The sequence below is a fragment of the Brevibacterium metallidurans genome (assembly GCF_037101285.1).
GTDB lineage: Bacteria > Actinomycetota > Actinomycetes > Actinomycetales > Brevibacteriaceae > Brevibacterium > Brevibacterium metallidurans.
The window spans coordinates 133,045-159,604 of the sequence record NZ_BAAAAF010000001.1 but is presented as its reverse complement, the minus strand read 5'-3'; the positions used below and the strand labels follow the sequence as shown (position 1 = coordinate 159,604).

The following is a 26,560-nucleotide window of genomic DNA, read 5'->3' as shown; positions in this document are numbered from 1 at the left end:
TTCGGCGGCAGGGCTCAGGTCTAGACTGACAGCAGCAGTCCATGCCTCTCACCGGGGCGCAGACCAAGGCTCCGGTGGCCGTGTCCGACCGAAGGAGCATTATGCCCACCGTCGCCAGGAACATCGTCGACACCCTTGTCGAGAGCGGAGTCAAGCGGGTCTACGGAATCCCCGGTGACTCGCTCAACGGCTTCACCGACGCCCTGCGGGTCAACCCCGAACTCGAATGGGTCCATGTCCGCCACGAGGAGGGCGCGGCCTTCGCCGCCAGCGGTGAAGCGGCCCTGACCGGAGAGCTCGCGGTGTGCGCCGGCAGCTGCGGACCCGGCAACCTCCACCTCATCAACGGCCTCTACGACGCCCAGCGCTCCCGCGTGCCCGTGCTCGCGATCGCCGCGCACATCCCCAGCGAGGAGATCGGGTCGAACTACTTCCAGGAGACGCACCCGACGGAGATCTTCCGCGAGTGCAGCGTCTACGTCGAACACGTCGCCCACCCCTCGCAGATGCCGCGCCTGCTGCGCATCGCGATGCGGGAGGCCGTCGAGAAGCGCGGCGTCGCCGTGCTCGTCATCCCCGGCGACGTCGGCCTCGCCGACATCCACGCCGAGGCGGAGAAGATCTCGTTCTACCCCTCCCGCGTCATCCCCGCCGAACCGCTCATCGCCGACGCGGCCGCAGCGCTCAACGGCAGCAAGAAGGTCGCGATCCTCGCGGGAGCCGGCACCGAGGGCGCCCACTCCGAGCTCATCGCCATCGCCGATGCCCTCCAGGCCCCGATCGTCCACACGATGCGCGGCAAGGAGTTCGTCGAATACGACAACCCCTTCGATGTCGGGATGACAGGTCTGCTCGGCTTCTCCTCGGGCTACCATGCGCTCAAGTCGTGCGACACCCTGCTCATGCTCGGCACCGACCTGCCCTACCAGCAGTTCTATCCCGACGAGGCGACCGTCATCCAGGTTGACGTCCGCGGTTCGCAGATCGGCAAGCGCACCAAGGTCGACATCGCGCTCGCCGGCACGGTCGCCGACACGATCGAGGCCTTGCTCCCGCTCATCCGCACCGGGCGCAGCAGTTCGTTCCTCAAGTCGGCGACGAAGCACTACGCGAAGACCCGCAAGGACCTCGATGAGCTCGCGACCCCGTCGAAGCGGACGATCCACCCGCAGTACCTGACGAAGCTCATCGACGAGGCGGCCACCGACGACGCGGTGTTCATCCCCGACGTCGGCTCACCCGTCGTGTGGGCGGCACGGTATCTGACGATGAACGGCAGGCGCCGCCTCATCGGGTCCTTCAGCCACGGGTCGATGGCCAATGCGCTGTCCCAGAGCGTCGGCGCCCAGGCCGCGTTCCCGGGACGGCAGGTCATCGCGCTCGCCGGTGACGGGGGACTGGCGATGCTCCTCGGCGAACTCATCACGCTCACCCAGAACGACCTGCCGGTCAAGGTCGTCGTCTACAACAACTCCTCGCTCAACTTCGTCGAACTCGAGATGAAGGCCGCCGGGTTCGTCACCTTCGGCACCGACCTCGAGAACCCGAACTTCGCCACCATCGCCGAGGCGGTCGGCATCAAGGGCTTCCGCGTCGAGAAGTCGAAGGACCTGCCCGCGGTCGTCACCGAGTTCCTCAACCACGACGGGGCTGCGGTCCTCGACGTCACGACCGAGCGCCAGGAACTGTCGATGCCGCCGTCGATCACGGCCGAGCAGGCCAAGGGCTTCGCGCTCTACGCGATCCGCACGGTGCTCTCGGGCAAGGGTGATGAGCTCATCGACCTCGCCCGCACGAACGTCCGCCAGCTCTTCTGAGGCCAGCCCGGGCGGCTTCGTCCGCGCGCCGTCGCCGCAGGAGGCGCGCACTTCGCGTACCCCGCGGGAGGCGTGCACCCCGCGCACCCCGCGTGAGGCGCGCACCTCGCCTACCTCGCGCACCTCGCGTGCGACGCGGTTTCTGGACTCTGAGTGTCGATTCGAGGCACCTGAATCGACACTCAGCGTCCAGAATCCTTCCCGCGGCCGGGGCCGACCAGTGGTGAATGCGGCGTCAGCCAGGGGCGACCGCGGGTGCCGGCCACTGGTGACAGCGCTGCTGGTCACTGGTGACTTCGGGTGCCGACCACTGGTGACCGTGGGCGGCGGGCTCAGAGCGGGTAGGGCGCCAGCGCCGAGGCGGTCGCCAGGGCCGCCGTCATCGCCTCGTGGCCCTTGTCCTCGCGTGAGCCCTCAAGGCCCGCGCGGTCACGTGCCTGCTCTTCGGTGTCGCAGGTGAGGAGCCCGAAGCCGACGGGGCGGCCGGAGTCGATGGCGACGCGGTTGAGTCCGTCGGTGGCCGCCGAGCACACGTAGTCGAAGTGCGGGGTGCCGCCGCGGATGACGACGCCGAGGGCGACGACGGCGTCGAAGTGCTCGGCCACACGGGCGGCGGCGACGGAGAGTTCGAAACTGCCGGGGACGCGGATGAGCGTCGTGCGCGCCCCTGCGTCGGCGGCCGCGCGCTGTGCGCCGGCGATGAGGCCGTCCATGACCTCGGTGTGCCAGGAGGCGGCGACGATCGCGACGGTGAAGTCGCCTTCTGCCAGGGTGATGTCGGGTGCGCCGAAGTGGGCCATGAGTGAATCTCCTTGATGCTGCGTCGTGGTGAAGTGGGTGGTATCTGGTGCTGAGGCGGTGAGCGGTGAGGCGTGCTTCTCAGCAGGCCAGATGCAGCGTGTGGTGCATGCGCGTCTGCTTGGTCGCGAGGTACCGCGCGTTCTCCGGCCGCGACGGAACCTCCAGCGGCACGACCGCCTCGACGGTGATCCCGAGGTTCTCCAGCGCCCGGGTCTTCGCGGGATTGTTCGTCAGCAGGCGGATCCGGGTCAGGCCCATCTCCGTGAGGATCGCAGCGGCGGCCCGGTAGTCGCGGGCGTCATCGCTGAGCCCGAGTCGCAGGTTCGCGTCGACCGTATCGAGGCCGGCGTCCTGGAGCGCGTACGCGCGGATCTTGTTGCTCAAGCCGATGCCGCGGCCTTCGTGCCCGGTGAGGTAGATGATCGCGCCTCCCTCCTCGGCGATCGTGTGCATCGCCCGATCGAGCTGCTCCCCGCAGTCGCAGCGGTGCGAACCGAAGACGTCCCCGGTCATGCACTCCGAGTGGACGCGCACGAGCGGAGCCGCATCGCTGTCGAGGCTCGTGTAGACGCCGAGGTGGTCCTGCCCGTCGACCGTGAAGGCGCGGGCGTTGAAGCTGCCGTAATTCGTCGGCAGCGGCACTTCGTCGGAGGGGTCCGCACTCGCCTCGGAGACGAGGGTCGGCAGCAGCGCAGGCGTGGTGGGTGCACCCGAGCCCGGAGTCGATGAGGCTTCCTCGTCCGGGCGGTCGGCGTCGCCGAGGTGGGCGATGAGTTGTTCGATCGAGACCATGACGAGATCGTGTTCATCGGCGAAGTCGCGCAGGGCGTCGAAGCGCATCATCGACCCGTCGTCGTGGACCACCTCGGCGATCATCGCCACCGGGCGGGCGCCGGCGAGGCGCGCGAACTCGACCCCTGCCTCGGTGTGGCCGGGTCGCTCGCGCACACCGCCGTCCTTGGCGATGAGGGGGAAGACGTGTCCGGGGCGCGTGATCGCGGCAGGGTCCGGGCGCGCAGAGGCGAGGATGCGACCGGTGAGGGCGCGTTCGGCTGCGCTGATGCCCGTCGTCACTCCGACGGCGTCGCAGCTGATCGTGTACGCGGTGCCCTTCGGGTCCTCGTTCGCTGCGACCATGGGCGGCAGGTCGAGGGCGGCGGCCCGGTCGGCGGTCATCGGTGCGCACACGACGCCCGAGCTGTGGCGGACGATGAAGCCCATCGTCTCGGCGTCGGCGAGCTCGGCGGCGATGATGAGGTCGCCTTCGTTCTCGCGATCCTCGTCGTCGACGACGACGATGGGCCGTCCCGCGGCGATCTCGGCCACCGCCCGGTCGATCGTATCGAGGCGAGCCGTGGGCCTTTCGGCGGCGCGGTCCGTCGCGAGAGCTGCCGTGGTGGGTGAGGTCTCAGTCATGATCGACTCCTCGGTTGTCGGTGGTGGACGGGGTGGCAGTGGGTGCGGTGGTGGCGGCCCCGTCGGGTGGGGCGAAGGCGAGGAGGCGGGCCGTGTACTTCGCGATGACGTCGACCTCGACATTGACGGGATCGCCGAGGCGGCTGCGCCCGAACGTCGTGTGCGCGAGGGTCGCGGGGATGAGCCCGACCTCGACCCACGCTTCGGCGTCCGCGGCCGTGTGCCCCTCACGCTCGGGCGGGTCCGATACCGCGGTCACCGTGAGCGAGACGCCGTTGAGGGCGATCGATCCCTTGACGGCTGTGAAGGGGGCGAGGTCGGCGGGAATGCCGATGCGCAGCGTCGTCCACTCGGGGTGGTCGGTGCGGGCGATGACGCTGCCGAGCCCGTCGACGTGGCCTTGGACGACGTGGCCGTCGAAGCGCCCGCTGGCCGGGGTGCACCGTTCGAGGTTGACCTCATCTCCGGCGGTGAGAGCCCCGATGCCTGTCAGGCGCAGGGTCTCGCCCATGATCTCGGCGACGAACCGGCCGGAGGCAGGCGGATCGCCTGCCGGATCGTCCGCGCCCGCCGCGTAACCTGCAGCGTCTCCAGCCGCCTCGGCGAGGATCGAGGTGAGGCACACGCCGTTGACGGCCAGAGACCCGCCCTGCTCGAGGTCGGCGACGATGTCGCCCGCGTCGAGGGTGAGCACGGCCGAATCCTCACGTGCCTCGAGGTCGACGACTCGGCCGATGCCTTCGATGATTCCGGTGAACACGGGTTCCTCCTGTGACGGTGTGCGGTGGGGTGAGGCGAGTGGGCGGCTGAGCGTCGTCATTGCGAACCTCCCGTGGCGAAGTGGAGGAGGACGTCGGGTCCGAGCACGGACACCGCTGGGATCGCGGTGTCGTCGGGGACGAGGGAGACCGCCTCGGCGAGGGTGGAGACGCCCAGTCCGGCGACGCTCGGCAGACCGTCGCCGAGGAGGACGGGTGCCTGGTAGCAGAGGACCTCGTCGACGGCGTCGGCGGTGAAGAACTCCCCGAGCAGCTGGGGCCCGCCCTCGACGAGGAGGTGGCGGACTCCGCGGTCGTGAAGGTCGCGCAGGGCCGTGTCGACGTCGCGGGTGCGCAGGTGCACGGTCGCGGGATCAGCGGCCAGGTGCGAGTCGGCGGGCAGTTCGCTCATGCCCATGACCACGGGGATCGGCTGCGAGTCGAGGAGCTCGCCGTCCGCGTCGCGCGCGCTCAGGCGGGGATCGTCGGCGGCCACCGTGCCGGTGCCGACGAGGATCGCATCGACCGTGCCGCGCAGGCGGTGCGAGTGCTCACGGGAGGCCGCCGAGGTGATCCACCGGCTCGTGCGATCGGCGGCGGCGACTTTCCCGTCGAGACTCTGCGCGATCTTCGCCGTGACGAAGGGTCGCCCGCTCCCGACAGCGGTCCTCCACCGGGCGTTGAGCTGGGCCGACTCCGCAGCGCCGAGCCCCGAGCGCACCCGGACGCCCGCCTCGGCGAGGATCTGCCCACCGCCGCCGGCCAGCGCGGTCGTGTCGGGGAGGGCGAAGACGACATCGGGGATGCCGGCGTCGAGGATCGCCTGCGTGCACGGACCCGTCCGGCCGGTGTGGGCGCAGGGCTCGAGGGTGACGAGGAGCGTGGAGGCGGTGAGGTCGAATCCGTTTCGGCGGGCGGCGGCGATCGCATCGACTTCGGCATGAGGGGTGCCGGCGCCGAGGTGGCGGCCGGTGACGGTGCGTCCGTCGGGGGCAAGGATGGTGGCTCCGACCAGGGGATTCGCGCCTCTGTGACCGTCACTGGCAGCGGCAAGCGCGGCAGCCATCGCCGCCGTCTCCTCGGACGTCGCCGATTCCTCGGACGTCGCATGCATAGAAAAACCTCCCGGTCAGGTGCCGGGAGGGAGGAGCGTGCGGGTGCAGCCATCGCGGTCCACGGGTGTCGGACTGGTGCGTCGGAAGACGCAGGCACGACGACCGCGGTCGCCATGTTCCTCCCATCCAGACTTTTACTGTCGGTCTCGGAATCTCACCGAGTCAGCCGATCGCATTTCTGCGCTCGGGTCGCGGACTGTCACCGCCGGCACGGAATTTCACCGTCCCCGGAACATGTTGGGAACAGGCTAGCACGCGGTCTCAGGCACCGACCATGACGTCCGTCACATGGGATAAGTGGCGGTCGCGCGTCGCCTGGGTCGCGCAATGTCAGAGTCGCGCAGTGCCAGGACGGGTGGCGCATCGCCAGGGTCGAGACCGCAGTTGCGCATTTACATAACCAAGGTATATAAACGAGTTATGGAAGATGTGGACCCGAAAGAGCTCGTACGTGCTCTCGTCGTCGTCTCCACGCGCCTGACCAGGGCGTTTCGGAGGCTCATCGGCAATGAGAGCGAGCTCGTCACCCTGCGAGCACTCGCAGTGGTCGAGCAGTACCAGCCCGTTCGCGTCGGTCACTTCGCTCAGGGCTACCTGTCCTCGCAGCCGGCGGCGACGAAGCTGCTCGCCAGGCTCGAGGACGAGGGGCTCGTCGTCCGCGAGACCAGCCCGACCGATCGCCGAGCATCCCAGTTCTCGCTCACCGACCTCGGTCGGGTGAGGCTGGCGAAGTACCGGACGATCATGACCGAGCAGATGGTGCCCTACTTCGAGGGTCTCAGCGCCGAGGATCGACTGCGTGTCCATCGCGCGCTCGGACTCGTCGGCGAGTACCTCCACAACGAGCACCCGGTCGACCGGGACGAGGGCGTCGACAATGAGGCCTTCGGGACCCCGGGGGATGACGGCGTGCCCGTTCTTCCCGGGACGATCACGGACGAGCTCACCGACGGCGAGGCCGCATCGACCACGGACACAACCGACAACGGAAAGGGCAAGCAGGAGAGACGATGAGCGTGACACACGGTGATTCCCAGGACGTGAACGAAGGGTCCATCCTCAGACAGCCGAAGGCGGTGTGGGCGGTCATCTTCGCCTGCGTCATCGCCTTCATGGGCATCGGCCTCGTCGATCCCATCCTTCCGGCGATCTCACGCGAACTCGAGGCCACGCCGGCCCAGTCGATGCTGCTCTTCACGAGCTACCTGCTCATCACCGGCGGCGTCATGTTCTTCACAAGCTTCGCCTCCTCGCGGATCGGGACGAAGACCACGCTGCTCATCGGACTCGTGCTCATCATCGCGTTCTCGGCGCTCGCCGGTCTCTCCGGCAGCGTCGACCAGATCATCGGCTTCCGTGCCGGGTGGGGACTCGGCAACGCCCTGTTCCTGTCCACGGCGCTGGCGGCGGTCGTCGGTGCGGCGGCCGGAGGAGCTGACAAGGCGATCATCCTCTACGAGGCGGCCCTCGGGCTCGGCATCGCGACCGGACCGCTCATCGGCGGACTGCTCGGCGGGATCTCGTGGCGCGGACCGTTCTTCGGCACCACCGCCCTCATGGCGATCGGCTTCATCGCCATCGTCACCTTGCTGCCGAATCCGAAGTCCGAAGGCTCGGCGATCAGGGATGACGGCGATCCGGTCCACATCGGAGCCACCTTCCGCGCTCTCGCCCACCCGGGCATCGCCGTCATGGCCGCCTCCGCCCTCCTCTACAACTTCGCGTTCTTCATCCTCCTCGCCTACAGCCCCTTCCCCGTCGAGGCGGCCGCTGAGCGGATGGGGATCGAGAACTTCGGGGCGATGGGGCTCGGCTACGTCTTCTTCGGCTGGGGCATCTGCCTGGCGATCACCTCGGTGTTCGGCGCACCGCTGCTGACCAAGCACTTCAAGCGGCGGACCACGCTCATCATGGTTCTCGTCGTCATGGCCGCGCTGCTCGCCGCGATGGCCTTCCTGGTGAACTCGTTCGTCGGGCTCATCGTCTGCGTCATCGCCGCCGGACTCGTGCTCGGCATCCTCAACACCGTGTTCACCGAATCGGCGATGGAGGTCAGCGAGCTGCCTCGGCCCGTCGCCTCCGGCGCCTACTCGGGTGTGCGCTTCATCGGCGGCGCGATGGCCCCGATCGTCGCAGGCACTGTCTCGGAGAGCATCGGCGCCGGCGCGCCGTACGTCTTCGGCGCCGGAGCTGTCATCCTCTCCATCGTCGTCCTTGCGCTGGGCTGGAAGGCACTGCGGCGCATCGACGGCCACCTCGAGGAGTCCCCGGTCGACGAGGCGTACGCGATCACCGGCGGTGATGCGTGAGCGTAGGGGTCTCTGGACCGAGGGTGATGGGTCTGTCCTGAATCCGTCGTGACACTGCCCTGATCAAGGGCATCGGTCTCGACCAGGAGTACCGGTCCTGACCAGGAGCATCGGTCCCGTAGGCACCTCGTCCGGATATTCATTCCGACGAGGTCTCTGCGGGACCGTCGCCGTCTGTCCGAGGAGTTGAGGGGGGAGTCTCCGGAGTCGAGGGGTGAGCCTCGGGGCGGGGTTGCGGGTGCCGACATCGTGGTCGTCGTCCCCGCCAGAGGGTGCGATCGCCGGGCGCATCAGCGTGTGCGCCGTCGCGAGGAGCTGGATGTCTGTTCCAGGACGGGAACATGTCTATGTGTCAATCCTGTGTGCTGGATGCAAGAATGGTGTCAGCAGACCACCCATCCGGTCACTTCCGGCCGGGTGGATCATCCCCTCGAAAAGGAAGCCATCATGTCTTACGACGCGAACAACGCCTACGGCGCCGGTGACGGCGTCGGCCCCGGCCCCGGCCCCGGTGCCGTCTTCGGTTCGGACCTCGACGGTGCGAAGAGCCCCGATGACCTCTCCCGTCCCCTCTATGGAGCATCGTTCGGCCAGGCCGTCCGCCGCTTCTTCAAGAAGTTCTCGGTCTTCACCGGCCGTGCCTCGCGCAGCGAGTACTGGTGGGTTGTGCTGTTCCAGGCACTGATCATGCTCGTGCCGGGGATCCTCTACTCGATCGGCCTGTCGATGGTGACGGCGACGGTGGCATCGACGTCGTACTCGCCTTACAGCACCCCGGCGGCCGACCCCTCGCCGGGCGGTGCGGCACTGGCGATGATCGGCGGCATCCTCCTGCTCATCATCGCCCTCGCCTTCCTCGTCCCGACCTTGGCTCTCACCTGGCGTCGCCTCCACGATGCGAACCTCGCCGGTCCGTTCTTCTTCCTCAGTCTGATCCCGTTCGTCGGCGGCATCATCCTCCTCGTGCTCACCCTCATGCCGTCCAAGCCGGAAGGCCGTCGCTTCGACGTCTGAGCCGGACAGGCGCTGTGAGCTGCGGCGGCCGGTCATCGCGGGAGGTCTCCCGCGGTCACCGGCCGCTTCGCTGTGTCCGGAGGCGCTGACCCAGCGCGGTCGTCCACTGCCGCCGGTCGGTACGCTCGGTTCCCCGCAGGCTGTCGCTGATCTGTTCGCCCAGGCGCCGGTCTGCCCGCCCAGCCCCGTGCCGGCCGTCGGTCTGCCCGCCCGCTTCCCGTGGGTGGCCGCCGATCTGCTGGCCCAGTGCCCTGCTCCCGACCGCAGTCCGGTCCCGACCGAGCAGACTGTGGGATTGCAGACATCTGCCCGCCGGACCTGGCGGATTCCCAGTTTCCAACCGTATAGTTACCTATTGGTAACTTGGCGGGAGGGGCCCGCCGCGGCAACAAGGCCGCATGTTTGCCGTAATGTGCAGAAGAACGAGAGCTCGTCCGGTCGGCGTTCCGACAGTTGCGAGCACGCATGCGGCAGCGATGGAACATCGACTCACACGGACATCGGCGACAACGGAGCGGTGCCCGCGACGAGGTGAGGGAGCAGGACAATGCAGAGCGATTCGCACACGCTCGCCGGTGGAACCGAGGACACGACCGACGACACCGCCGACGCCGCAGTGACGCTGCGCGACTGGGGGATGTCGGGCAGCAGGGGACCGGTCTTCTCCGACATCGACCTCACCGTCGAATCGGGAGCGCTCGCGATCATCCGCGGAGCCGCCGGATCGGGCAAGACCTCGCTGCTCCTCTCGATCGCCGGACGGATGCGCGTCGATTCCGGCGAGGGTCACGTCTTCGACCTCGACATCCGCAAGCAGGCGAGGGCCGTGCGCGAGACCGTCTCGATCGGCCATGTCGCGGGACTGACGGACCTCGAGAACGACTTCACCGTCGCCCAGCACATCGCCGAACGACTCATCATGCTCCAGCCCTGGTACAAGCCGTGGGTGTCGAAGAAGTCCCTGCGCGAGGTCATCGACCTCATCCGGTCGACCTTCGACACCGCCACCGAGGTGATCGACCGCCTCCCCTCGGACACCTTCACCACCAGCGACGCCAAGAGCGCGGACTTCCTCGTCGACGCCGACGGCGACACCTTCGTCTCCGACCTCAGCGAGCTGCAGAAGTTCCTCCTCGAATTCGGCCTCGCGACGCTCGCGCAGAAGCCGATCGTCGTCGTCGACAACATCGACTTCCTCCGCGAACGCGAGGACCGCGCCCGCGCCTGGGCCGCGCTCCTCATCTACCAGGAGCTGCGCCGCGACCGGCATCCGCGCAGACCCCTCACCCTCATCGTCACGTGCGAGGACTCCTCCGAGATCGACCTCGCATTCGCCCAGCTGAAGACCGAGGTGCGGCCCACCTCGGTGACCGAACTCAACCTGACCCCCTGATCCTCTCGATTCCGCGGGCCCTCGTCCGCGATCGACCTCCGTCACTCAGATTCCCGTGAAGGTGGAAACCGATGTTCTCTCTCCCCTGGCTCGAACTCACACGGTTCAAACGGCATACGATCACGCGCCTGGCGATGATCGTCGTCGCCGTCATCCCGGCGATCTACGGCGGCCTCTACCTCGCCTCGAACTGGGACCCCACCAGTCACCTCGACCGTCTGCAGGCGGCCGTGGTCAACGAGGACACCGGGGCGGAGAAGCCGAACTCCGACGGAGAGAGGCTCAACGCCGGCGATGAGCTCGTCGACAAGATCACCCCGAAGGGCGAAGGCGGATTCGACTGGCAGGAGACCTCGGCGCAGGAGGCCAAGGACGGCCTCGCCGAGGGCAAGTACTTCGCGATCCTCGAGATCCCCTCGGACTTCTCGAAGCAGCTCGTCTCCACCGGCGGCGACGATCCCGAACAGGCCGGGCTCGAGCTGCGCACCGACGACGCGCACAGCTTCATCGTCGGACAGCTCTCGGGAACCGTGCTCGCCCAGATCAAGGCCGGGCTGAACGAGACGACGACCTCGGAGTACGTCTCCCAGGTCTACGTCGGCTTCAACGACATCCAGTCCTCGATGGCCAAGGCCGCCGACGGGGCGAACGACCTCCACGACGGTGCCGTGCAACTCCATGACGGTTCGGGCAAGCTCGCCAAGGGCGCGCACGACCTCGACAAGGGTGTGGGGGACCTGCAGAAGGGCATCGGCGACCTCGACGAGGGGGCCGGGAAGCTCGCGAAGGGCGCAGGTGACCTCGAGACCGGTGCGAACACTCTCGCGAAGGGCACCGGCGATGCCGAATCGGGGGCGAAGAAGCTCGAGAAGGGCGCCGGCCAGGTGGCCGATGGTACAAGTCAGCTTCGCGGTGTCGCCGACGATGCGACCGACAAGGCCGAGGATCTCAAGGGCAAGGCCGACGACCTCGTCGAGAGCGCTCGTCCCAAGCTCGACGACGCGGCCAGCGACTTCGACTCCGCTCGGACCACGGTGAGCGGAGACATCGAGGACCGGATCAGGCAGCTGCAGAAGGACTATCCCGACGATCCGAACGTCGACAAGCTCGCCGAGGAGGTCGGTGCCTTGGGTGACGACCTCGACTCCGCACACAATCGGGCCACGACCGCCGTCGATGACGCCCGCGGGCTCGAGAAGCCGGTCAAGGACGCCGTCGACGGAGTGATGAAGAAGATCCGCGACGCCGACAAGAAGATCGGACAGCTCGACGACGGTGCACAGCAGGTCGCCGATGGCGCGAGCGACCTCCATTCGGGTCTCGTCAAGCTCGACAAGGGGGCAGGCGACCTCGCAAAGGGTGCAGGCGATCTCCACGACGGCGCGGTCGCCCTCAAGGACGGCACCGCGAAGGCGAAGGACGGCGTCGGGCAGCTCAAAGACGGGTCCTCGCAGCTGGCCAAGGGCGCAACGGACCTCGACAAGGGTGCGGGCAAGCTCGACGACGGGTCGGGAGAGCTCGCCGACGGCCTGACCAAGGGTGCCGAGCAGATTCCGACGTACGACAAGGAGGACCGCGAGAAGCGCTCCGACGTCGTCGCCGTCCCCGTCGATGCGGAGAAGGTGAAGAACAACGCCGTGAGCACCTACGGCGAAGGGCTCGCCGCGTTCTTCATCTCATTGGCCCTGTGGATCGGCGGCATGATCACCTATATGGTGCTCAACGCCATCCCGTACCGTGCGCTCGCCTCGACGGCGAAGTCGAACCGGATCGCATGGGCCGGCTATGTGCCGGGTCTCCTCTTCGGCATCGCGCAGGTCGCCGTCCTCTACGGGGTGCTGTGGTTCGCCCTCGACTTCTCCGCCGGGGCATGGTTCGGCACCCTCGTGTTCTCGATCCTCGTCGCGGCCTGCTTCCACTCGGTGCACCAGCTCTGCGTAGCGGCGCTCGGGGGTGTCGGCAGGCTCATCGCACTCGTGCTGCTGATGATCCAGATCGCCTCGGCCGGAGGAACCTATCCGGTCGAGACGGCCCCGGTGATCTTCCAGGTCATCTCCCCGTTCCTGCCGATGACCTACGCGGTGACGGGACTGCGCACTCTCATCGCCGGCGGTGACCTGTTCATCGCGGCGCAGTCGGCAGCGGTGCTGCTGTTCATGACGGTCATCTGCCTCCTTGCCACGGTTCTCGTGTGCAGCCGCAAGCGCATGGTCACCCTCACACAGCTCCACCCGAGCCTCTCGCTGTGAGACTCGACATCGTCGCTGCGCGATTCGAGCCTGCCGCAGTCAGAGCCGCGGCTGTCCCTGTGGCACTCGAGGTTAGTCGCCGGCCCTGACGCGACATCCTCGGCGGGCACCCGCCTTGCCGTCGCTCCCGTGGTGGGTTGTGCTCGATGATCGGCACGATCACACAGAAGCCACCATTCGGCTAGTCCTCGTCGAAGAACCGGGTATAGCGGCGAGGGTCGTCGAGGAAGCGCCGCCAATGAGCGACCATCTCGAGGTCCTCCCACGTCGAATCCCGTATGCCCCAGTCGCCGAGCTCGACGACACGAGCGTCCGCGGCACTCGCGAGGATGGGGGAGTGGGTGGCCATGACCGTCTGCAGACCTGCGCGCTCGCGTTCGCGGATGATCTGGAGCAGGGTGAGCGACGCCGTGAACGACAGTGCGCTCTCCGGCTCGTCGAGGATCCACAGACCGAAATCGGTGAACACTCCGGTGAGCATGTCGACGAACATCTCTCCGTGGGACTTGTGGACGAGTCGGTGTCCTCGTTCCGCGCCGATCTCGAGCAGGTGGACCATGCTCTCGTGCATCGTCTCAGCGCGGAGGAAGAAGCCATCGCGATTGGTCGTCGCACCTTTGATGATCTGCAGGTGATCAGAGAGTGCAGGCGCCGTCTCGCCGTGGTCTCGCACCTCCCACGCCGTCCCGCCGCCGTGGGGGAGTTCGAGCGCCGTTGCGATCGCCTCGATGATCGTCGACTTCCCTGAGCCGTTCTCGCCGATGAGGATCGTCGTGGTTTCGAACTCGAATCCCTCGAGCAGATCGCGCACGGCCGGGATCCCGGCCAGCCAACCAGGAAGATCGGGTGGGGAATGGGCGTGCGCTGCCACCGATCTCAGGGGGAGGCTCACTCGAGGATCCATGCGACAGACACTAGCGCGGCCCCCTGACGCGGCATCCTCGGCGAGGCAGGGTGCACCCGGAACGCCCGCCCCTACCCGAGCGCGAGCCGCACGGCGAGGATGATGAGGACGACGGCGATGACGACGTCGAGGACCTGCCACACTCGGGGCCGTGCGAGGTGGCCCGACAACGACCGGGCGCCGAGGCCGATGCCGAGGAACCACGTGACCGATCCGAGCATCGCCCCGAGCGTGAACGGCAGCACCCCGCCGAGACCCTGCTGGTTGGCGAGGTTGCCGAGCATGACGACGGTGTCGAGGTAGACCCCGGGATTGAGGAACGTCAGGGCCAGCGTGGTCGCGATGATCGAGCGCAGGCCGCGCTGCTCGGTGTCGGCGGTCAGACCGCTCGCCTCCCTCGCTGAACGCAGGCTCGTCCACGCGAACCACAGCAGGTAGGCCACGCCCAGCCAGCGGAGGATCTCCAGCGCCCACGGTGCCAGCAGCACGATCGCGCCGATCCCCACCGCGCCTGCCCCGATGAGCAGGATGTCGGCGACGATGCAGATCGTGAGCACCACGCCGAGGTGTTCACGCCGGATCCCCTGCCGGAGCACGAGCGCATTCTGCGGACCGACGGCGATGATGAGCGACCAGCCGGCGAGGAGTCCGCTGAGGAGATGAGTGACCATGCGGCCAGACTAGGACGATCCCATCGTGAAGAAAACCAACGGAATCTACATCTGATGCAGAATAGCTTCATGCACCTCGATCATGTCCGCGCGTTCGCCGCCGCCGTCGACGAAGGCACCGTGGAGGGCGCGGGATTCGTCCTCGGCATCACCGCCTCGGCGGCGAGTCAGCGCATCCGCGCCCTCGAGTCCCGACTCGGCCAGGTCCTCATGCGCCGCACCAACCCGATCACCGTGACCGAGGCCGGCGCGGCCGTCCTCCGCTACGCCCGCCAGGTCGAGCTCCTCGAATCCGAGGCCATGGACCGCCTCCACGGCATCGCCGCCGACGCCCGCGAGGGTGCGCCCCGAGACCCCGGCGCCAGGCGTGAGCCGACGGTGCTGCGGATCGGGGTCAACGCCGACTCCCTGGCCACCTGGTTCCGTCCCGTCTTCGCCGAGGTGGCCGACTGGGACGACGTCGTCATCCGCCTCGACATCGTCGACCAGGACAAGGCCGTGCCGCTGCTGACCTCGGGGGAGGTGCTCGGGACGATCACCTCGGCGGAGTCGAGCGCGTACGGCACCCAGGTCCGACACCTCGGATCGATGCGCTACCTCGCCGTCGCCACCCGGGGACTGCTCGCGAGATTCGGGTCGGACCCGGATTCCCCCACCCCCGCCGAGGTGGACCTGGCGACCCTGCCGATGGTCAACTTCGGCCGGGACGATGACCTCCAGCTGAACTTCCTCGCCCGCCGAGGCATCGCCACGGTCCCGCCGATGTCGGTCGTGCCGAGCTCGGCGGAGTTCGCCGCCGCCGTCGCCGCGGGTGTGGGCTGGGGGATGATCCCCGTCATGCAGCTCGAGGGCATCGACGCCGACCTCGTGCCCATCACCGCCGACCCCGGCGTCGACGTCCCCCTCTACTGGCACCATTGGACGCTCGCCTCGGACAGGCTCGCCCGCCTCACCGAGGCGCTCGGCCGGGCCGCGGCACAGATGCGCTGAGTCCGCCGAGGCTCACGCCCAGCTCAGGTGCGGCCCGATCAGCCGAGGATCTTCCCGATCAGCCACGTGACATGGGCGCGCACTGCGTCGACGGTCATGCGCTCGGGCGTGATGATCGCGTGGAGGGCCATACCGTCGATCGCGGTGAAGAGGATCGTCGCACTGGGGGCCACCTCGGCGGGGTCGAGATGCCCCTCCTCGGCGAGGATGCCGAGCCACCGATGCAGGCTGTCGTAGGTGATGTCGTGGGCGTGCTCGAGGAGGGAATGCGACCCCTCGCGCGGATTGGGGCCGATCGCGTTGAGGTGCATCGCGAACCACAGTTCGAGCTGGGCGTCGCGATGCTCGTGCGTGATGAGGAACTGGCTGCAGCACTCGAGGAGGCGTTCGGCGGGATCGCGGCTCGAGTCGCGGATCGAGAAGTCCTGGACGACGTTCTGCAGCGAGCGTCTGGCGACCTCCTGATAGAGCGCACCCTGCGTGGGGAAGTAGTGGCGCAGCGTCGAGGCCCCGATCCCGGCCTCCTTCGCCACGGCTCGCACACTCAGGCGGTTCTCGCCTGCGGGGGCGGACTCCGCGAGGCGGATCGCCGCATCGATGATCTCATCGCGCCGGGACATCGGTTCTCCTCTCCGAGCAATCACTGTACCCATTGCGTATAGTACAGTGTACTAGTACGCTGTACTAGACACCATATCGACCCCGCAATCCCGAGGTCTGCATCCCAGAGACCCGAATCCAAGAGAGTGGAGCCGCATCATGATCGAGAGCATTCAGTCCTTCGCCGATTCCTTCCCCGACTGGCTGCAGTGGCTGGGCGTGATGATCGTCTCGGCCATCCCCTTCGTCGAGTCCTACTTCGGGTCGGCGATCGGCGTCGCCATCGGCCTCAACCCCGTCGTCGCGGTCCTCGTCGCCGTCATCGGCAACACCATCTCGATGCTCGCCTTCGTCTACGGCGCCGGAGCCATCCGCGACAAGGCGACGAAGGGCAAGGAGAAGCCGATCTCGCACCGGCGGGAGCGGCTGAAGAGGATGTTCGACAGGTTCGGCGTCCCCGGCGTCTCCCTCCTCGGCCAGACGGTGCTGCCCTCCCAGATCACCTCGATGGCGATGGTGGGCTTCGGAGCGAACCGCAATGTCGTCGCCTTCTGGCAGATCATCTCGATCATCCTCTGGGGCGTCGTGTTCGGAGTCCTCGCCTCCCTCGGCGTCAGCGTCGCCCTGCGGTGATCTCGCCGAGGCGGTGGTCGGTGCGCGTCCGACCACGCAGCCGAGGTCCGGCTGGGTGCCGCCGAGGCGGTGACCGCGGCCGTGTCAGTGCCCCCGCCTAGACTGGGCGCATGACGGAGAACTCCCTGCTCACCGACTTCGACGCCCACGCGCAGACCGCCCTGGCGGAGCTGACGAACAACCCGGACGCCCGATTCCGGGACGGCCAGCTCGAGGCGATCCGCGACCTCGTCGAGGGAAAGAAGCGGGTGCTCGTCGTCCAGCGCACCGGCTGGGGCAAATCCGCGGTCTACTTCGTCGCCACCCGGCTGCTGCGCGCGGCCGGCGCCGGACCCAGCCTCATCATCTCGCCGCTGCTCGCCCTCATGCGCGACCAGATCGACGCCGCTTCCCGCGCCGGAGTCCGCGCGGCGACACTCAACTCCTCGAACCTCACCGAATGGGACGGGGTGCTCGATGACCTGCGCTCGGGCAGCATCGACGTCCTCCTCGTGTCCCCGGAGCGGCTGAACAACCCGCAGTTCCGCGACGACGTGCTCCCGCACCTCATGCGCATCCTCGGCCTCATCGTCGTCGACGAAGCCCACTGCATCTCCGACTGGGGCCACGACTTCCGGCCCGACTACCGGCGCATCGGCCACATCCTCGCCGAACTGCCCGCCGATACTCCGGTGCTCGCGACCACGGCGACGGCGAACACCCGCGTCGTCGACGACGTCGCCGAGCAGCTCGGGGAGCACACCACCGTCGTCCGCGGCGAACTCGCCCGTGACTCCCTCCGCCTCGGCGTCCAACCCGGCCTCGACCCGGGCGCGCGGATCGCGTGGCTGAGCTCCCACCTCGGCGACTTCACCGGGTCGGGCATCGTCTACACGCTCACGGTCAGCGCCGCCGAGGACATCACCCGGATCCTGCGCGACCAAGGCCACGAGGTCCGCGCCTACACCGGCCGCACGGACGCCGAGGAGCGGGCCGAACTCGAACAGCAGCTCAAAGACAACCGGCTCAAGGCGCTCGTGGCCACCTCGGCGCTGGGCATGGGCTTCGACAAACCGGACCTCGGCTTCGTCGTCCACGTCGGTGCCCCGTCCTCGGCCGTCGCCTACTACCAGCAGGTCGGCCGTGCCGGTCGCGCCACGGCCTCCGCCGACGTCCTCCTCCTGCCCGGATCCGAGGATGCGGAGATCTGGGAGTACTTCGCCACCGCGTCGATGCCGAGCCAGGCCGACGCCGATGCCGTGCTCACCGCCCTCGCCGAGGCGGACGGTCCCCTGTCCGTCGCCCGCTTGGAGACGCTCGTGGGCACGAAGCGCACCCGCCTGCAGCTGCTGCTCAAGACCCTCGAGGTCGAGGAGGCCGTCGAAAAGGTCCGCGGCGGATACGTCTCGACCGGGCGCGGCTGGACCTACGACCGTGAGCGCTATGAGAAGGTCGCCGAGGTGCGCGCCGCCGAAGCGCAGGCGATGCTCGACTACGAGACGACCGGGGCATGCCGGATGGAGTTCCTCATCCGCCAGCTCGACGACCCCGATCCGCAGCCGTGCGGACGCTGCGACAACTGCGCGGGGCAGTGGTGGTCGGCGGAGATCTCCGAGGAGCGCCGACGCGAGACCGCCGGAACGCTCCACCGGATCGGACTGCCCATCGAAGCGCGCAGCACCTGGCCCAGCGGCATGGCGAACATCGGGGTGTCCCTCAAAGGTCGGATCCCCGCCGAGGAACTTGCCGAGGAAGGACGCGTCATCGCCCGCCTCAGCGACCTCGGGCAGGGGCAGGTGCTGCGGGAGTTCCTCGCCGCCGACGCACCCGACGCCGAGGTGCCCGCGCAGATCGGCAAATGGTGCCTCGAGGTGCTCGGCGGGTGGGACTGGGCGCAGCGTCCCGAAGTCGTCGTCTCGATCCCGAGTGCTCGCCGCCCGGTGACCGTGCGCTCGCTGGCGGCGAACCTCGCCGCCGCCGGACGGCTCATCGACGGCGGTGAGCTGCTCCAGGTCCACGACCACGGCACGCCCGATGTCAACAGTGCCTTCCGCGTCAAGGATCTTCACGACGCGTTCGTCGTTCCCCCGGAGGTCGCCGGGGCGGTCGCCGGCAGGTCCGTCCTCCTCGTCGACGACGAGATCGTCTCACGGTGGACCATGGCGATCGCCGCCCGGCAGCTGCGCCAGGCCGGTGCGAGTGCGGTGCTGCCGTTCGCACTCGCGATGAGGGGGTGAGGCGTCAGGCGCGCAACGAGGCGGACGCGCCTCAGCCGCGAGGGATGCGGATGTCGCGGACCAGTCGCGGCGTGCTCCATTGGCCGACCTCGGTCAGCCAACTCGAGACCGGGTAGGCGAGCCGGACGATGAAGTAGTTGACGTATTCGATGACCCCGAAGAGCCAGATCCCGGCGAAGAGCACGATCGCCGGCGTCGGTCCGTCAAGACTGAGCACGATGCCGACAGCTCCTGCTGCGAGGACGAACGGGTTGAGTACGCGCAGGACACGGTAGACCGCAGCCACCCCGGGCGGCAGAGGCTGTGGAACGCAGGCGCGCACGATCAGCCAGTAGATCCCCGCCTGCACGAGGATGAAGAGCAGCGGTCCCAACGCGAACCATAGGGCATCGACTTCATCGTCGTAGGCGACCGGATCGAGTCCGAACCCGAGGAAGAGGGCGAAGACGGCGGCCGCAACCAACTCCCCGGTCCCGAGGCTGAGGCAGCGTCGCCGCAGACTCGCCCAGCGTTCGCGGTCGAGCGAACGGTCGGGGCGAGACTGCGCGACGGGCGTGCCATCAGCATCAGGACCGGGAACGTCGGTCATCGTCGAATACCGCCTGACGAGCGTGTGTCAGAGGTCCTGGTGAAGCTGGAACGTCGCGCCTTCGGGATCGGTGACGGTGGCGACGCGACCGAACTCCGAATCCATCGGGCCATCGAGCACTGACCCGCCGAGCTCGACGATCTGCGCCGCCGTCGCATCGACATCGGCGACGTTGAAGTACGTGCGCCAGAACGAGTTCGACACCCACTGGCTTCCGTCGCAGATGCCGGCCACGGCCATCTCATTGCCGCCGTTCGTCGCGTACTTGATGTCCTGGCCCTCCATTTCGACGAGGTTGAAGTCGAAGGCGTCGACGTAGAACTCGCATGCGGCGTCGTAGTTCGTCGTCATGAGTTCGAACCACACGGGTGTGCCCGGCACGAGCGGGGTCTCGAACCCGGTGAACTCGCCCGCCTGCCACATGCCGACCGCGGCGCCGGTGGGATCGACGACGACGGCCATCTGACCGAGCGGTCCGACCGCCATCGGTCCGACCACCTCGGCGGCACCATCGCTGATGGCCTTCGCATACGTGTGGGCGATGTCCTTCGTGTTGAGATAGAGCGACCACGCGGTGGGCATCTCAGGACTCGGGGTCCCGTCCATGTTCATCGCACGCATGAAGCCGCCGACGTCGACGCCGTCCTTGCGGACCATGTGATAGTGGCCGAAATCGGGTCCCTGGTCGACGATCTCCCAGCCGAAGATCTCCGTGTAGAAGTTCTTCATCGCGTCGAAGTCCTGGCAGACGTAGTCGATCCAGACGGGCTGACCTTCACGGGCATTCTCAGGCATAGCATCTCCTCGTTGTGGTGCTGTATGGGGTTGAAGGGGTGGTGCACTCAGGGGCGGCGACGGGGATGTCGTCGGATTCCGTCGCCGAGGTGGTGGTCAGCGCCAGCTCTGCGTGAGCTCGGCGAACTGCGGGCGCATGGCTGCCTGGAGGAGCGGGCCGAAGGAGACCCGCTTGACGCCGATCTCCGTCAGCTGGCTGAGCCCGAGTCCGTCGGGGATCGCTCCTTCGACGGGACGGGCGGTGACATTGAGGGGCAGCGGCACTTCGGCGACGACCCGCTTGAGGGTCTCCGTGTCGGGCATCGCAACGGGGTAGACGGAGTCTGCGCCGGTCTCCGCGCACAGCTGCAGGCGGCGGATCACCTCGGCGGTGGGATCGTCGAATCCCTCAGGTGACTTGAAGATGTCGGTGCGGGCGTTGATGACGACGTGGACGCGCTGGGCCTCGGCGGCTCGGCGCAGGTCGCCGATGTACTCGGCGTGCTCCTCGGCGCTGCGCAGGCGGCCTTCGCTGTGGACGGTGTCCTCGATGTTGAGGCCCACGGCGCCGGCGTCGAGGAGTCCGGCGATGAGGTCGGGGGCGGGAGTGTCGTAGCCGGACTCGAGGTCCGCGCTGATGGGCACGTCGACCGACGCGGTGATCCGCGCGATGCCGGCGAGGGCGTCCTCGAGGCGCATGTTCTCCCCGTCTTCGAAGCCGAGCGAATCGGCGAGCGGGTGAGAGCCGATCGTCAGGGCGGTGAAGCCGGCGTCGACCATCGCAGTGGCCGACCAGGCGTCCCACACTGTCGGCAGAACCAAGGGTTTGGCCTGGTGGTGGGCATCGAGGAGGGCTGCGGCACGGTCGGCGAGAACGGTGAGATCAGTCATGATGCCCACTGTTCCACCACTGCCGCCTTCTGCGCCAGACCCGACCGCAGTTCACCCGAAGATTTCAGCCTCGCGCCGAGGTGGGAAGGGCTTGGGCAGAGCACTGCGCGTAGGGCCGCTGCACAGCGCGAGCGGCGTCGTGGAGCCCGCGACTAAAGGACGCTCGGTGTCGATTTTCGAGTCCGGAATCGACATTCAGCGTCCTCGGAACGGGGTGCAGAGGCGCGCTGCCCTCAGCCACGCCCTCAGGCGCTGCGCTCAGACGCGCGGGGTGCGTGGGGGGACCTCGCGGCGATCGCCCGTGGCTTCGAAGGCGGCGGCCAGCGCGATGAGCGCCGAGTCGTCCCAGCCGCGTCCCGCGATCGTCAGGCCCACGGGGATTCCCGTGTCGGCCATCGTGCCCATCGGCACGGTCACCGACGGGATCCCGAGATGCCGTGGCACGAGGTTGCCGTTGGCGACCCACGTGCCGTTGCGCCAGCCGAGATCGGCCGAAGCCTCGTCGACGTCCATGTCCGCGGGGCCGACGTCGGCCATGGCCGGGAACACGACGGCGTCGAGGCCGTTGTCGTCCATCCAGTCCTCGAGGTCGACGCGCCTGGTCTCCTCGAGACCGCGCACACCCGACTCGAGGAGCGGAATGTCCGTCATCGCGGCGTAGGGGTGGGTGCGCACATGCTCCGGGTACTCGGCGATGTCGTCGTCGAAGCCCGTGTACCGGTCGGGCAGGGCGCCCTCGGGCTGCGGGAAGATCAGGGCGCCGTCGACCTCGGTGAGGCTGCTGAGGTTCGGATCGCCGTTGGCCGCCAGGAAGTCGTCCCACGACCATGCCGAGAGGTCGACGATCTCCTTCTCGAGGTACTCGGGGCTGACGAGGCCGCGGGTGCCGATCGTCGGCGCCCCGGGACGGTCGCCCTCGTAGTTGCTCACGACGGGGAAGTCGGTCTCGACGACCTCGGCGCCGGCCGCCTCGAGGTCACGGCGGGCCGCCTCCCACAGGGCGATGACCGAATCCCGGGTCTCGACGCGCTGCCCGGTGGGGCCGCCGATCCCGCCTTCGGGGTTCGTCCCGGCTTCGGGGTCGGCGTTGATGTACATCTTCGGCACGCCGAGGCGCTTGCCGGCGAGCACGCCCCGCGTGGCTTCGCGGTCGGCGGGCAGCAGAGCGGAGTACGAGTCGGGGCGGACCTGCGAGGCCGCGGGGATCTCCACCCACGGCTGGACCCGCCAGAAGTCGCCGCGGGTCTCGGTGTCGTCGGCGACGATGACGTCGAGGACCTCGGCGAGGTCGGCCATCGAGCGCGTGTGGGGGACGACGACGTCCATCGTCGGCACGAGCGGCCAGTTCCCGCGCACCGAGATCACCCCGCGCGAGGGCGTGTAGGCGATGAGGGCGTTGTGTGAAGCGGGTGCCCGGCCGGACGACCAGGTCTCCTCGCCGAGGCCGAACGCCCCGAAGCTCGCCGTCGTCGCGGTCCCCGATCCGTTCGAGGACCCGGAGGCGAAGGCGCTGGTCAGCCAGTCGGCGTTGTAGGGGCTCTCGGCGCGGCCGTAGAGTCCGCGCTGCATGCCGCCGTTGGCCATGGGCGGCATGTTCGTCAGGCCCAGGCAGATCGCCCCGCCCGCGCGCAGCCTCTCGATCGTGAACGCGTCCTTCTGCGCGATGAGATCGGCGAAGGCCGGGGAACCCGAGGCGACGGTGAGCCCGGAGACCATGTAGCTGTCCTTCGCGGTGTACGGGATCCCGTCGAGCGGGCCCAGCGTCTCACCGCGGGCACGCCGTTCGTCGGAGGCGACCGCCTCGGCGCGGGCCTCGGGGTTGGCGACGATGACGGAGTTGAGCTTCGTCTCGGTCTCGGGGCCGTCGAAGGCGGCGATGCGCTCGAGGTAGGCATCGACGAGCTCCGCCGAGGTGGTCTCCCCGTCCTCGAGTGCCTGGCGCAGGGTCGCGATGGACGCCTCGACCACATCGAACTTCGTCATTCTGGCTGCTCCTTCTCGGATCTCCGGTGCTGCGGCTGCCCCACCAGTATCGCCCACCCGCGCCGAGGCGGCCCTACGATTTCCGTCGCCGACCCCGATCGGAGAACAAGAAGCCTTGTGCTGAGTCCGCTCAGTAGTCGATGCGCTCCCAGCCGCGCTTCTCCGGCTGCCTGTCCCGGTCCTTCGCGCGGTAGACGATGTAGGGCCTGGTCAGGTACCCGAGCGGCACGGCGAAGACGTGGACGAGTCGGGTGAAGGGCCAGATCGCGAAGAGGAGGATCGCGGCCATGACGTGGACCTGGAATCCCAGTGGGGCCTGCGCCATGAGCATGACGTCGGGCTGGAACATCCAGAACTGGCGGAACCACCGGGACACGCCTTCGCGGTAGTCGTAGCCGCCCATCGCGGAGTCGACGATCGTCGAGTACACGCCGGCGAGGATGACGATCGTGAGCATGAGGTACATGAGCTTGTCCATGCGCGTCGTCGCCCCGAACACGCGGGTGTTCGTCCGCCGGCGGTAGAGGAGCAGGCCGAGCCCGCCGACGGTCGCCGCCGCCGCGCCGAGGCCGATGCTGATCGCCATGAAGTGGTAGACGTGGTCGGAGATGCCCACGGCCTCCGTCCACGTCTTCGGGATGCCGAGTCCGATGACGTGGCCGAGGAAGACGAAGATGATGCCGTAGTGGAAGAGCGGGGAGCCGATGCGCAGCAGCTTCGACTCGTAGATCTGGCTCGACCGGCTCGTCCACCCGAAGCGGTCGCGGCGGAAGCGCCAGATGTGCCCGAGCACGAAGACGGCGAGGGCGAGATACGGGATGATCAGCCACAGAATCGTGTCGAGGACGGTGGGCGTGCTCATGAGCGATCTCCTGTCACATCGGTGAGCGGAATGAGTGGGGCATCGGGTGGGGCTGCGCCGACCGGTCCGGAGTTCCGCCCAGGCACGACCGGGCCGGGGTTCCGGCCTGAGCCGACGGGCCCGTCCGGTCCGGGGGCGGGCACCGGTCCGCAGGTGCCGGTGGGCATCATCGTCGGCGGCGCCGAGGCGGTCGGGTCGTCCCCGTATCCGCCGAGTCCGTCGAGGCCCACCGTCTCCTCGGCGGGACCGTCGGCGGCCAGCCGCTCCACGGCGTGGACGTCGTCGGATTCGAGCGGCGGGAGGATCGCGCACAGGGCGCGCAGCGCGCCCGCCCACGGGGAATCGATCTCGGTCAGGTGCAGCCGCAGCAGCTCGAGTCCCGCCCGGTTGGCCAGCAGGATCCGGATCCCCGAACGCAGGTCGTGTCCGGCGGCGAACTCGAGCACACACGTGAGGTGGTCCGGCAGCTGCACATCGTCCATGTCGAGGCCGGCCGCACGGTAGATCTCCTTGATCTCGAGCAGCGCCTGCCCGCGGCGTCGCGTGTCCCCGTTGGTGAAGTAGGTGAGGAACAGGCAGCCGCGGCGCCGGGTGTCGAAGGTCTCGACGTAGTCCGCGCTCAGCCGGTAGACGTCGTCCTCGTAGAGGTGGTCGAGGGTGGCCTGGAGGTCCTGCCGGATCCCGTCGGGCAGATCGGCGGCGGCCAACAGCGCCCGGATCTGCGGCAAACGGTCCATGAGCTGCTCATCGGGGTAGTCGATGAGCCACGAGACGACCGCGCACACGGTGCGCAGTCCCGCCTCGTCGAGCCCGTCGGCCGTGCCCTCACCGCCGTCGGCGTATTCGTCGGCGCGCGTTCTCCACTTCTTCAGGAAGGCGAGCGGTCGGTACATCTCAGGCTCCCTGCGGTTTCTCGGGCGAGGGGAAGAGCCCGTCGGGACGGCCCTTCCCGTTCCAGTTGAGCAGGTTGACCCGTCCCCGCAGACGCGAGCGCTCGGGGGCCTCGGCACCGCGTTCGGCCAGCGGATCCTCGAGTCCCGAGGTGCCTGAGAACCCGGGGCTGTCGATGTCGGGGATGTCGGCCATGCCCGGTCCGCCCTCGGCGTTGAGCGGGCAGTCGGAGCCGATCCCCTCGAGGCTGTGCGCCTGCTCGGAGTGCCCGGCGGGGATGACGTAGCGCTCGCCGTACTTCGCGATCGCAAGCAGGCGGTACATGTCCTCCATCGCCTCCGGGGTCATGCCCACGGCGTGCGGGATGCGCTCATCGGGTTCGGCGCCGAGGTTGATGTCGCGCATGAACGCCCGCATAGCAGCCATCCGGCGCAGCACATCGGCGACGGCGTCCGTGTCCCCGGCGGTGAAGAGGTTCGCCAGATACTCGATGGGGATCCGCAGCTCGTCGATGGCGGCGAAGAGGTTGACGGCGTTCTCCGCGTCGTAGCCGGAGTCCTTGACGACGTCGACGACGGGCGAGAGCGGCGGGATGTACCAGACCATCGGCATCGTCCGGTACTCCGGGTGCAGCGGCAGGGCGAGGTCGAACTCCTTGATGAGCTTGTACACCGGGGAGCGCTGGGCGGCCATGATCCAGTCGTGCGGGATGCCTGCGCGTTCGGCGGCGTTCATGACATCGGGGTCGAACGGATCGAGGATGAGGTCCTTCTGCGCGGCGAAGAGGTCCTTCTCATCGGGCACCGAGGCGGCCGCGGTGACGGCGTCGGCGTCGTAGAAGACGAGGCCGATGTAGCGCAGGCGGCCGACGCAGGTCTCTGCGCACACCGTGGGTTCGCCGTTCTCGATCCGCGGGTAGCAGAATGTGCACTTCTCGGCCTTGCCCGTGCGGTGGTTGAAGTAGATCTTCTTGTACGGGCAGCCGGAGATGCACATCCGCCAGCCGCGGCACGAGTCCTGGTCGACGAGGACGATGCCGTCCTCCTCGCGCTTGTAGATCGCTCCCGACGGGCACGAGGCCACGCAGGAGGGGTTGAGGCAGTGCTCGCAGATCCGGGGCAGGTAGAACATGAAGGTCTCTTCGAACTCGAGCTTGACCTTGTCCGAGATCGACTTGAGCATCGGGTCGAGATCGCCTTTGGCATACGTCCCGCCGAGGTCGTCGTCCCAGTTGCCCGACCACTTGATGTCGAGGCGCTCCCCGGTGAGCAGGGACTTCGGCGGGGCCGTGGGGATGTTCCGCTGCTCGGGAGAGGAGAGCAGGTTGTCGTACTCGTAGCTCCACGGCTCGTAGTAGTCCTCGATGCCCGGCAGCTTCGGGTTGGAGAAGATGTTCGCGAGCTTCTTCAGCTTCCCGCCGGCCTTGAGCCGGAGCCGGCCGCTGCGGCTGAGCGCCCAGCCGCCCTCCCACTTCTCCTGGTCCTCGTACCCGCGCGGGTAGCCCTGTCCGGGCCGGGTCTCGACGTTGTTGAACCACACGTACTCGGTGCCCTTGCGGTTCGTCCACGCCTGCTTGCAGGTGACCGAACACGTGTGGCAGCCGATGCACTTGTCGAGGTTCATCACCATCGCCATCTGCGCCATGATCCTCATCGCTGATCACTCCCCATCGTCATCGTGTGCA

General features: G+C 68.2%; 23 protein-coding genes and 1 riboswitch. Of the genes, 9 read left to right on the top strand and 14 right to left on the bottom strand.

All coding sequences use genetic code 11. The features are described 5' to 3' along the window. Positions 1-101 precede the first annotated feature (101 nt). Positions 102-1,817 carry a ubiquinone-dependent pyruvate dehydrogenase gene (poxB, locus tag AACX88_RS00715; RefSeq protein WP_339391186.1) on the top strand — a complete coding sequence of 572 codons (1,716 nt, stop codon included), beginning with the start codon at positions 102-104 and terminating at the stop codon, positions 1,815-1,817. A 332-nt stretch (positions 1,818-2,149) separates the two neighbouring features. On the opposite strand, the gene ribH is transcribed toward poxB, so the two are convergent. From ribH to ribD, 4 genes are all read right to left on the bottom strand, one after another. Then, positions 2,150-2,617, bottom strand: coding sequence for a 6,7-dimethyl-8-ribityllumazine synthase (gene ribH / locus AACX88_RS00710; RefSeq protein WP_339391185.1), 468 nt, complete (start codon positions 2,615-2,617; stop codon positions 2,150-2,152). 79 nt (positions 2,618-2,696) lie between these two features. After that, on the bottom strand, positions 2,697-4,034 hold the full coding sequence (ribA, locus tag AACX88_RS00705) for a GTP cyclohydrolase II (RefSeq protein ID WP_339391184.1): 1,338 nt from the start codon (positions 4,032-4,034) through the stop codon (positions 2,697-2,699). Further along, positions 4,027-4,794 (bottom strand): riboflavin synthase, encoded by a 768-nt coding sequence (locus AACX88_RS00700; protein ID WP_339391183.1) that lies wholly within the window; start codon positions 4,792-4,794, stop codon positions 4,027-4,029. The genes ribA and AACX88_RS00700 overlap by 8 nt, the downstream gene beginning before the upstream one ends. Positions 4,795-4,850: 56 nt before the next feature. Beyond that, a complete protein-coding gene (gene ribD / locus AACX88_RS00695; protein WP_339391182.1) occupies positions 4,851-5,906 on the bottom strand; it encodes a bifunctional diaminohydroxyphosphoribosylaminopyrimidine deaminase/5-amino-6-(5-phosphoribosylamino)uracil reductase RibD in 1,056 nt (351 codons plus the stop codon). Positions 5,907-6,017: 111 nt separating this feature from the next. After that, positions 6,018-6,146, bottom strand: a riboswitch (FMN riboswitch). Positions 6,147-6,327: 181 nt separating this feature from the next. Here ribD and AACX88_RS00690 point away from each other — a divergent pair. The 5 genes from AACX88_RS00690 to AACX88_RS00670 all read left to right on the top strand — a co-directional run bounded on the left by AACX88_RS00690 (position 6,328) and on the right by AACX88_RS00670 (position 12,872). After that, positions 6,328-6,921, top strand: coding sequence for a MarR family winged helix-turn-helix transcriptional regulator (locus AACX88_RS00690; RefSeq protein WP_339391181.1), 594 nt, complete (start codon positions 6,328-6,330; stop codon positions 6,919-6,921). Then, positions 6,918-8,216, top strand: coding sequence for an MFS transporter (locus tag AACX88_RS00685; protein WP_339391180.1), 1,299 nt, complete (start codon positions 6,918-6,920; stop codon positions 8,214-8,216). Before AACX88_RS00690 ends, AACX88_RS00685 begins: the two co-directional genes overlap by 4 nt. Before the next feature lie 447 nt (positions 8,217-8,663). After that, the gene (locus tag AACX88_RS00680) at positions 8,664-9,230 is read left to right on the top strand and encodes a DUF805 domain-containing protein (protein ID WP_339391179.1); all 567 of its coding nucleotides are present in this window, start codon (positions 8,664-8,666) and stop codon (positions 9,228-9,230) included. Between the two features lie 547 nt (positions 9,231-9,777). Then, positions 9,778-10,623, top strand: coding sequence for an ATP-binding cassette domain-containing protein (locus AACX88_RS00675; RefSeq protein WP_339391178.1), 846 nt, complete (start codon positions 9,778-9,780; stop codon positions 10,621-10,623). A gap of 71 nt (positions 10,624-10,694) precedes the next feature. Then, positions 10,695-12,872, top strand: coding sequence for a YhgE/Pip family protein (locus AACX88_RS00670; RefSeq protein WP_339391177.1), 2,178 nt, complete (start codon positions 10,695-10,697; stop codon positions 12,870-12,872). A gap of 181 nt (positions 12,873-13,053) precedes the next feature. Here the strand turns inward: AACX88_RS00670 and AACX88_RS00665 are convergent, their stop codons facing one another. Then, positions 13,054-13,776, bottom strand: coding sequence for an AAA family ATPase (locus AACX88_RS00665; protein WP_339391175.1), 723 nt, complete (start codon positions 13,774-13,776; stop codon positions 13,054-13,056). A 71-nt stretch (positions 13,777-13,847) separates the two neighbouring features. After that, positions 13,848-14,447 carry a LysE/ArgO family amino acid transporter gene (locus tag AACX88_RS00660; RefSeq protein ID WP_339391174.1) on the bottom strand — a complete coding sequence of 200 codons (600 nt, stop codon included), beginning with the start codon at positions 14,445-14,447 and terminating at the stop codon, positions 13,848-13,850. A 54-nt stretch (positions 14,448-14,501) separates the two neighbouring features. Between AACX88_RS00660 and AACX88_RS00655 the strand changes: the two genes are divergently transcribed. Then, positions 14,502-15,437 (top strand): ArgP/LysG family DNA-binding transcriptional regulator, encoded by a 936-nt coding sequence (locus AACX88_RS00655; RefSeq protein WP_339391173.1) that lies wholly within the window; start codon positions 14,502-14,504, stop codon positions 15,435-15,437. A gap of 38 nt (positions 15,438-15,475) precedes the next feature. Here the strand turns inward: AACX88_RS00655 and AACX88_RS00650 are convergent, their stop codons facing one another. After that, positions 15,476-16,057 (bottom strand): TetR/AcrR family transcriptional regulator, encoded by a 582-nt coding sequence (locus AACX88_RS00650; RefSeq protein WP_339391171.1) that lies wholly within the window; start codon positions 16,055-16,057, stop codon positions 15,476-15,478. Positions 16,058-16,196: 139 nt separating this feature from the next. Between AACX88_RS00650 and AACX88_RS00645 the strand changes: the two genes are divergently transcribed. Beyond that, a complete protein-coding gene (locus AACX88_RS00645) occupies positions 16,197-16,670 on the top strand; it encodes a hypothetical protein (protein WP_339391170.1) in 474 nt (157 codons plus the stop codon). Positions 16,671-16,780: 110 nt separating this feature from the next. Beyond that, positions 16,781-18,886, top strand: coding sequence for a RecQ family ATP-dependent DNA helicase (locus AACX88_RS00640; RefSeq protein ID WP_339391169.1), 2,106 nt, complete (start codon positions 16,781-16,783; stop codon positions 18,884-18,886). A 31-nt stretch (positions 18,887-18,917) separates the two neighbouring features. Here the strand turns inward: AACX88_RS00640 and AACX88_RS00635 are convergent, their stop codons facing one another. The 7 genes from AACX88_RS00635 to narH form a co-directional block, all read right to left on the bottom strand. After that, positions 18,918-19,475 carry a hypothetical protein gene (locus tag AACX88_RS00635; protein ID WP_339391168.1) on the bottom strand — a complete coding sequence of 186 codons (558 nt, stop codon included), beginning with the start codon at positions 19,473-19,475 and terminating at the stop codon, positions 18,918-18,920. A gap of 27 nt (positions 19,476-19,502) precedes the next feature. Beyond that, positions 19,503-20,270 carry a VOC family protein gene (locus AACX88_RS00630; protein ID WP_339391167.1) on the bottom strand — a complete coding sequence of 256 codons (768 nt, stop codon included), beginning with the start codon at positions 20,268-20,270 and terminating at the stop codon, positions 19,503-19,505. A gap of 96 nt (positions 20,271-20,366) precedes the next feature. Further along, entirely contained in the window at positions 20,367-21,140 is a 774-nt protein-coding gene (locus AACX88_RS00625; protein ID WP_339391166.1) for an isocitrate lyase/PEP mutase family protein, read from the bottom strand. Between the two features lie 258 nt (positions 21,141-21,398). Then, complete coding sequence (locus tag AACX88_RS00620) at positions 21,399-23,123, bottom strand: amidase (protein ID WP_339391165.1); 1,725 nt, start codon at positions 23,121-23,123, stop codon at positions 21,399-21,401. Between the two features lie 130 nt (positions 23,124-23,253). Next, complete coding sequence (narI, locus tag AACX88_RS00615; RefSeq protein ID WP_339391164.1) at positions 23,254-23,985, bottom strand: respiratory nitrate reductase subunit gamma; 732 nt, start codon at positions 23,983-23,985, stop codon at positions 23,254-23,256. Then, on the bottom strand, positions 23,982-24,878 hold the full coding sequence (gene narJ, locus AACX88_RS00610) for a nitrate reductase molybdenum cofactor assembly chaperone (protein WP_339391163.1): 897 nt from the start codon (positions 24,876-24,878) through the stop codon (positions 23,982-23,984). The genes narI and narJ overlap by 4 nt, the downstream gene beginning before the upstream one ends. Position 24,879: 1 nt before the next feature. Beyond that, positions 24,880-26,529 carry a nitrate reductase subunit beta gene (gene narH, locus AACX88_RS00605; RefSeq protein WP_339391162.1) on the bottom strand — a complete coding sequence of 550 codons (1,650 nt, stop codon included), beginning with the start codon at positions 26,527-26,529 and terminating at the stop codon, positions 24,880-24,882. Positions 26,530-26,560: the final 31 nt, after the last annotated feature.

Coding starts and splice junctions, on each gene's coding strand:
- narJ (WP_339391163.1), bottom strand. CDS start 24,878: ATGTACCGACCGCTCGCCTTCCTGAAGAAGTGGAGAACGCGCGCCGAC.
- AACX88_RS00660 (WP_339391174.1), bottom strand. CDS start 14,447: ATGGTCACTCATCTCCTCAGCGGACTCCTCGCCGGCTGGTCGCTCATC.
- AACX88_RS00680 (WP_339391179.1), top strand. CDS start 8,664: ATGTCTTACGACGCGAACAACGCCTACGGCGCCGGTGACGGCGTCGGC.
- AACX88_RS00650 (WP_339391171.1), bottom strand. CDS start 16,057: ATGTCCCGGCGCGATGAGATCATCGATGCGGCGATCCGCCTCGCGGAG.
- AACX88_RS00665 (WP_339391175.1), bottom strand. CDS start 13,776: ATGGATCCTCGAGTGAGCCTCCCCCTGAGATCGGTGGCAGCGCACGCC.
- poxB (WP_339391186.1), top strand. CDS start 102: ATGCCCACCGTCGCCAGGAACATCGTCGACACCCTTGTCGAGAGCGGA.
- AACX88_RS00675 (WP_339391178.1), top strand. CDS start 9,778: ATGCAGAGCGATTCGCACACGCTCGCCGGTGGAACCGAGGACACGACC.
- AACX88_RS00655 (WP_339391173.1), top strand. CDS start 14,502: ATGCAGAATAGCTTCATGCACCTCGATCATGTCCGCGCGTTCGCCGCC.
- AACX88_RS00625 (WP_339391166.1), bottom strand. CDS start 21,140: ATGACTGATCTCACCGTTCTCGCCGACCGTGCCGCAGCCCTCCTCGAT.
- narH (WP_339391162.1), bottom strand. CDS start 26,529: ATGAGGATCATGGCGCAGATGGCGATGGTGATGAACCTCGACAAGTGC.
- AACX88_RS00685 (WP_339391180.1), top strand. CDS start 6,918: ATGAGCGTGACACACGGTGATTCCCAGGACGTGAACGAAGGGTCCATC.
- narI (WP_339391164.1), bottom strand. CDS start 23,985: ATGAGCACGCCCACCGTCCTCGACACGATTCTGTGGCTGATCATCCCG.
- AACX88_RS00640 (WP_339391169.1), top strand. CDS start 16,781: ATGACGGAGAACTCCCTGCTCACCGACTTCGACGCCCACGCGCAGACC.
- AACX88_RS00635 (WP_339391168.1), bottom strand. CDS start 19,475: ATGACCGACGTTCCCGGTCCTGATGCTGATGGCACGCCCGTCGCGCAG.
- AACX88_RS00630 (WP_339391167.1), bottom strand. CDS start 20,270: ATGCCTGAGAATGCCCGTGAAGGTCAGCCCGTCTGGATCGACTACGTC.
- AACX88_RS00620 (WP_339391165.1), bottom strand. CDS start 23,123: ATGACGAAGTTCGATGTGGTCGAGGCGTCCATCGCGACCCTGCGCCAG.
- ribD (WP_339391182.1), bottom strand. CDS start 5,906: ATGCATGCGACGTCCGAGGAATCGGCGACGTCCGAGGAGACGGCGGCG.
- ribH (WP_339391185.1), bottom strand. CDS start 2,617: ATGGCCCACTTCGGCGCACCCGACATCACCCTGGCAGAAGGCGACTTC.
- AACX88_RS00690 (WP_339391181.1), top strand. CDS start 6,328: ATGGAAGATGTGGACCCGAAAGAGCTCGTACGTGCTCTCGTCGTCGTC.
- AACX88_RS00670 (WP_339391177.1), top strand. CDS start 10,695: ATGTTCTCTCTCCCCTGGCTCGAACTCACACGGTTCAAACGGCATACG.
- ribA (WP_339391184.1), bottom strand. CDS start 4,034: ATGACTGAGACCTCACCCACCACGGCAGCTCTCGCGACGGACCGCGCC.
- AACX88_RS00645 (WP_339391170.1), top strand. CDS start 16,197: ATGATCGAGAGCATTCAGTCCTTCGCCGATTCCTTCCCCGACTGGCTG.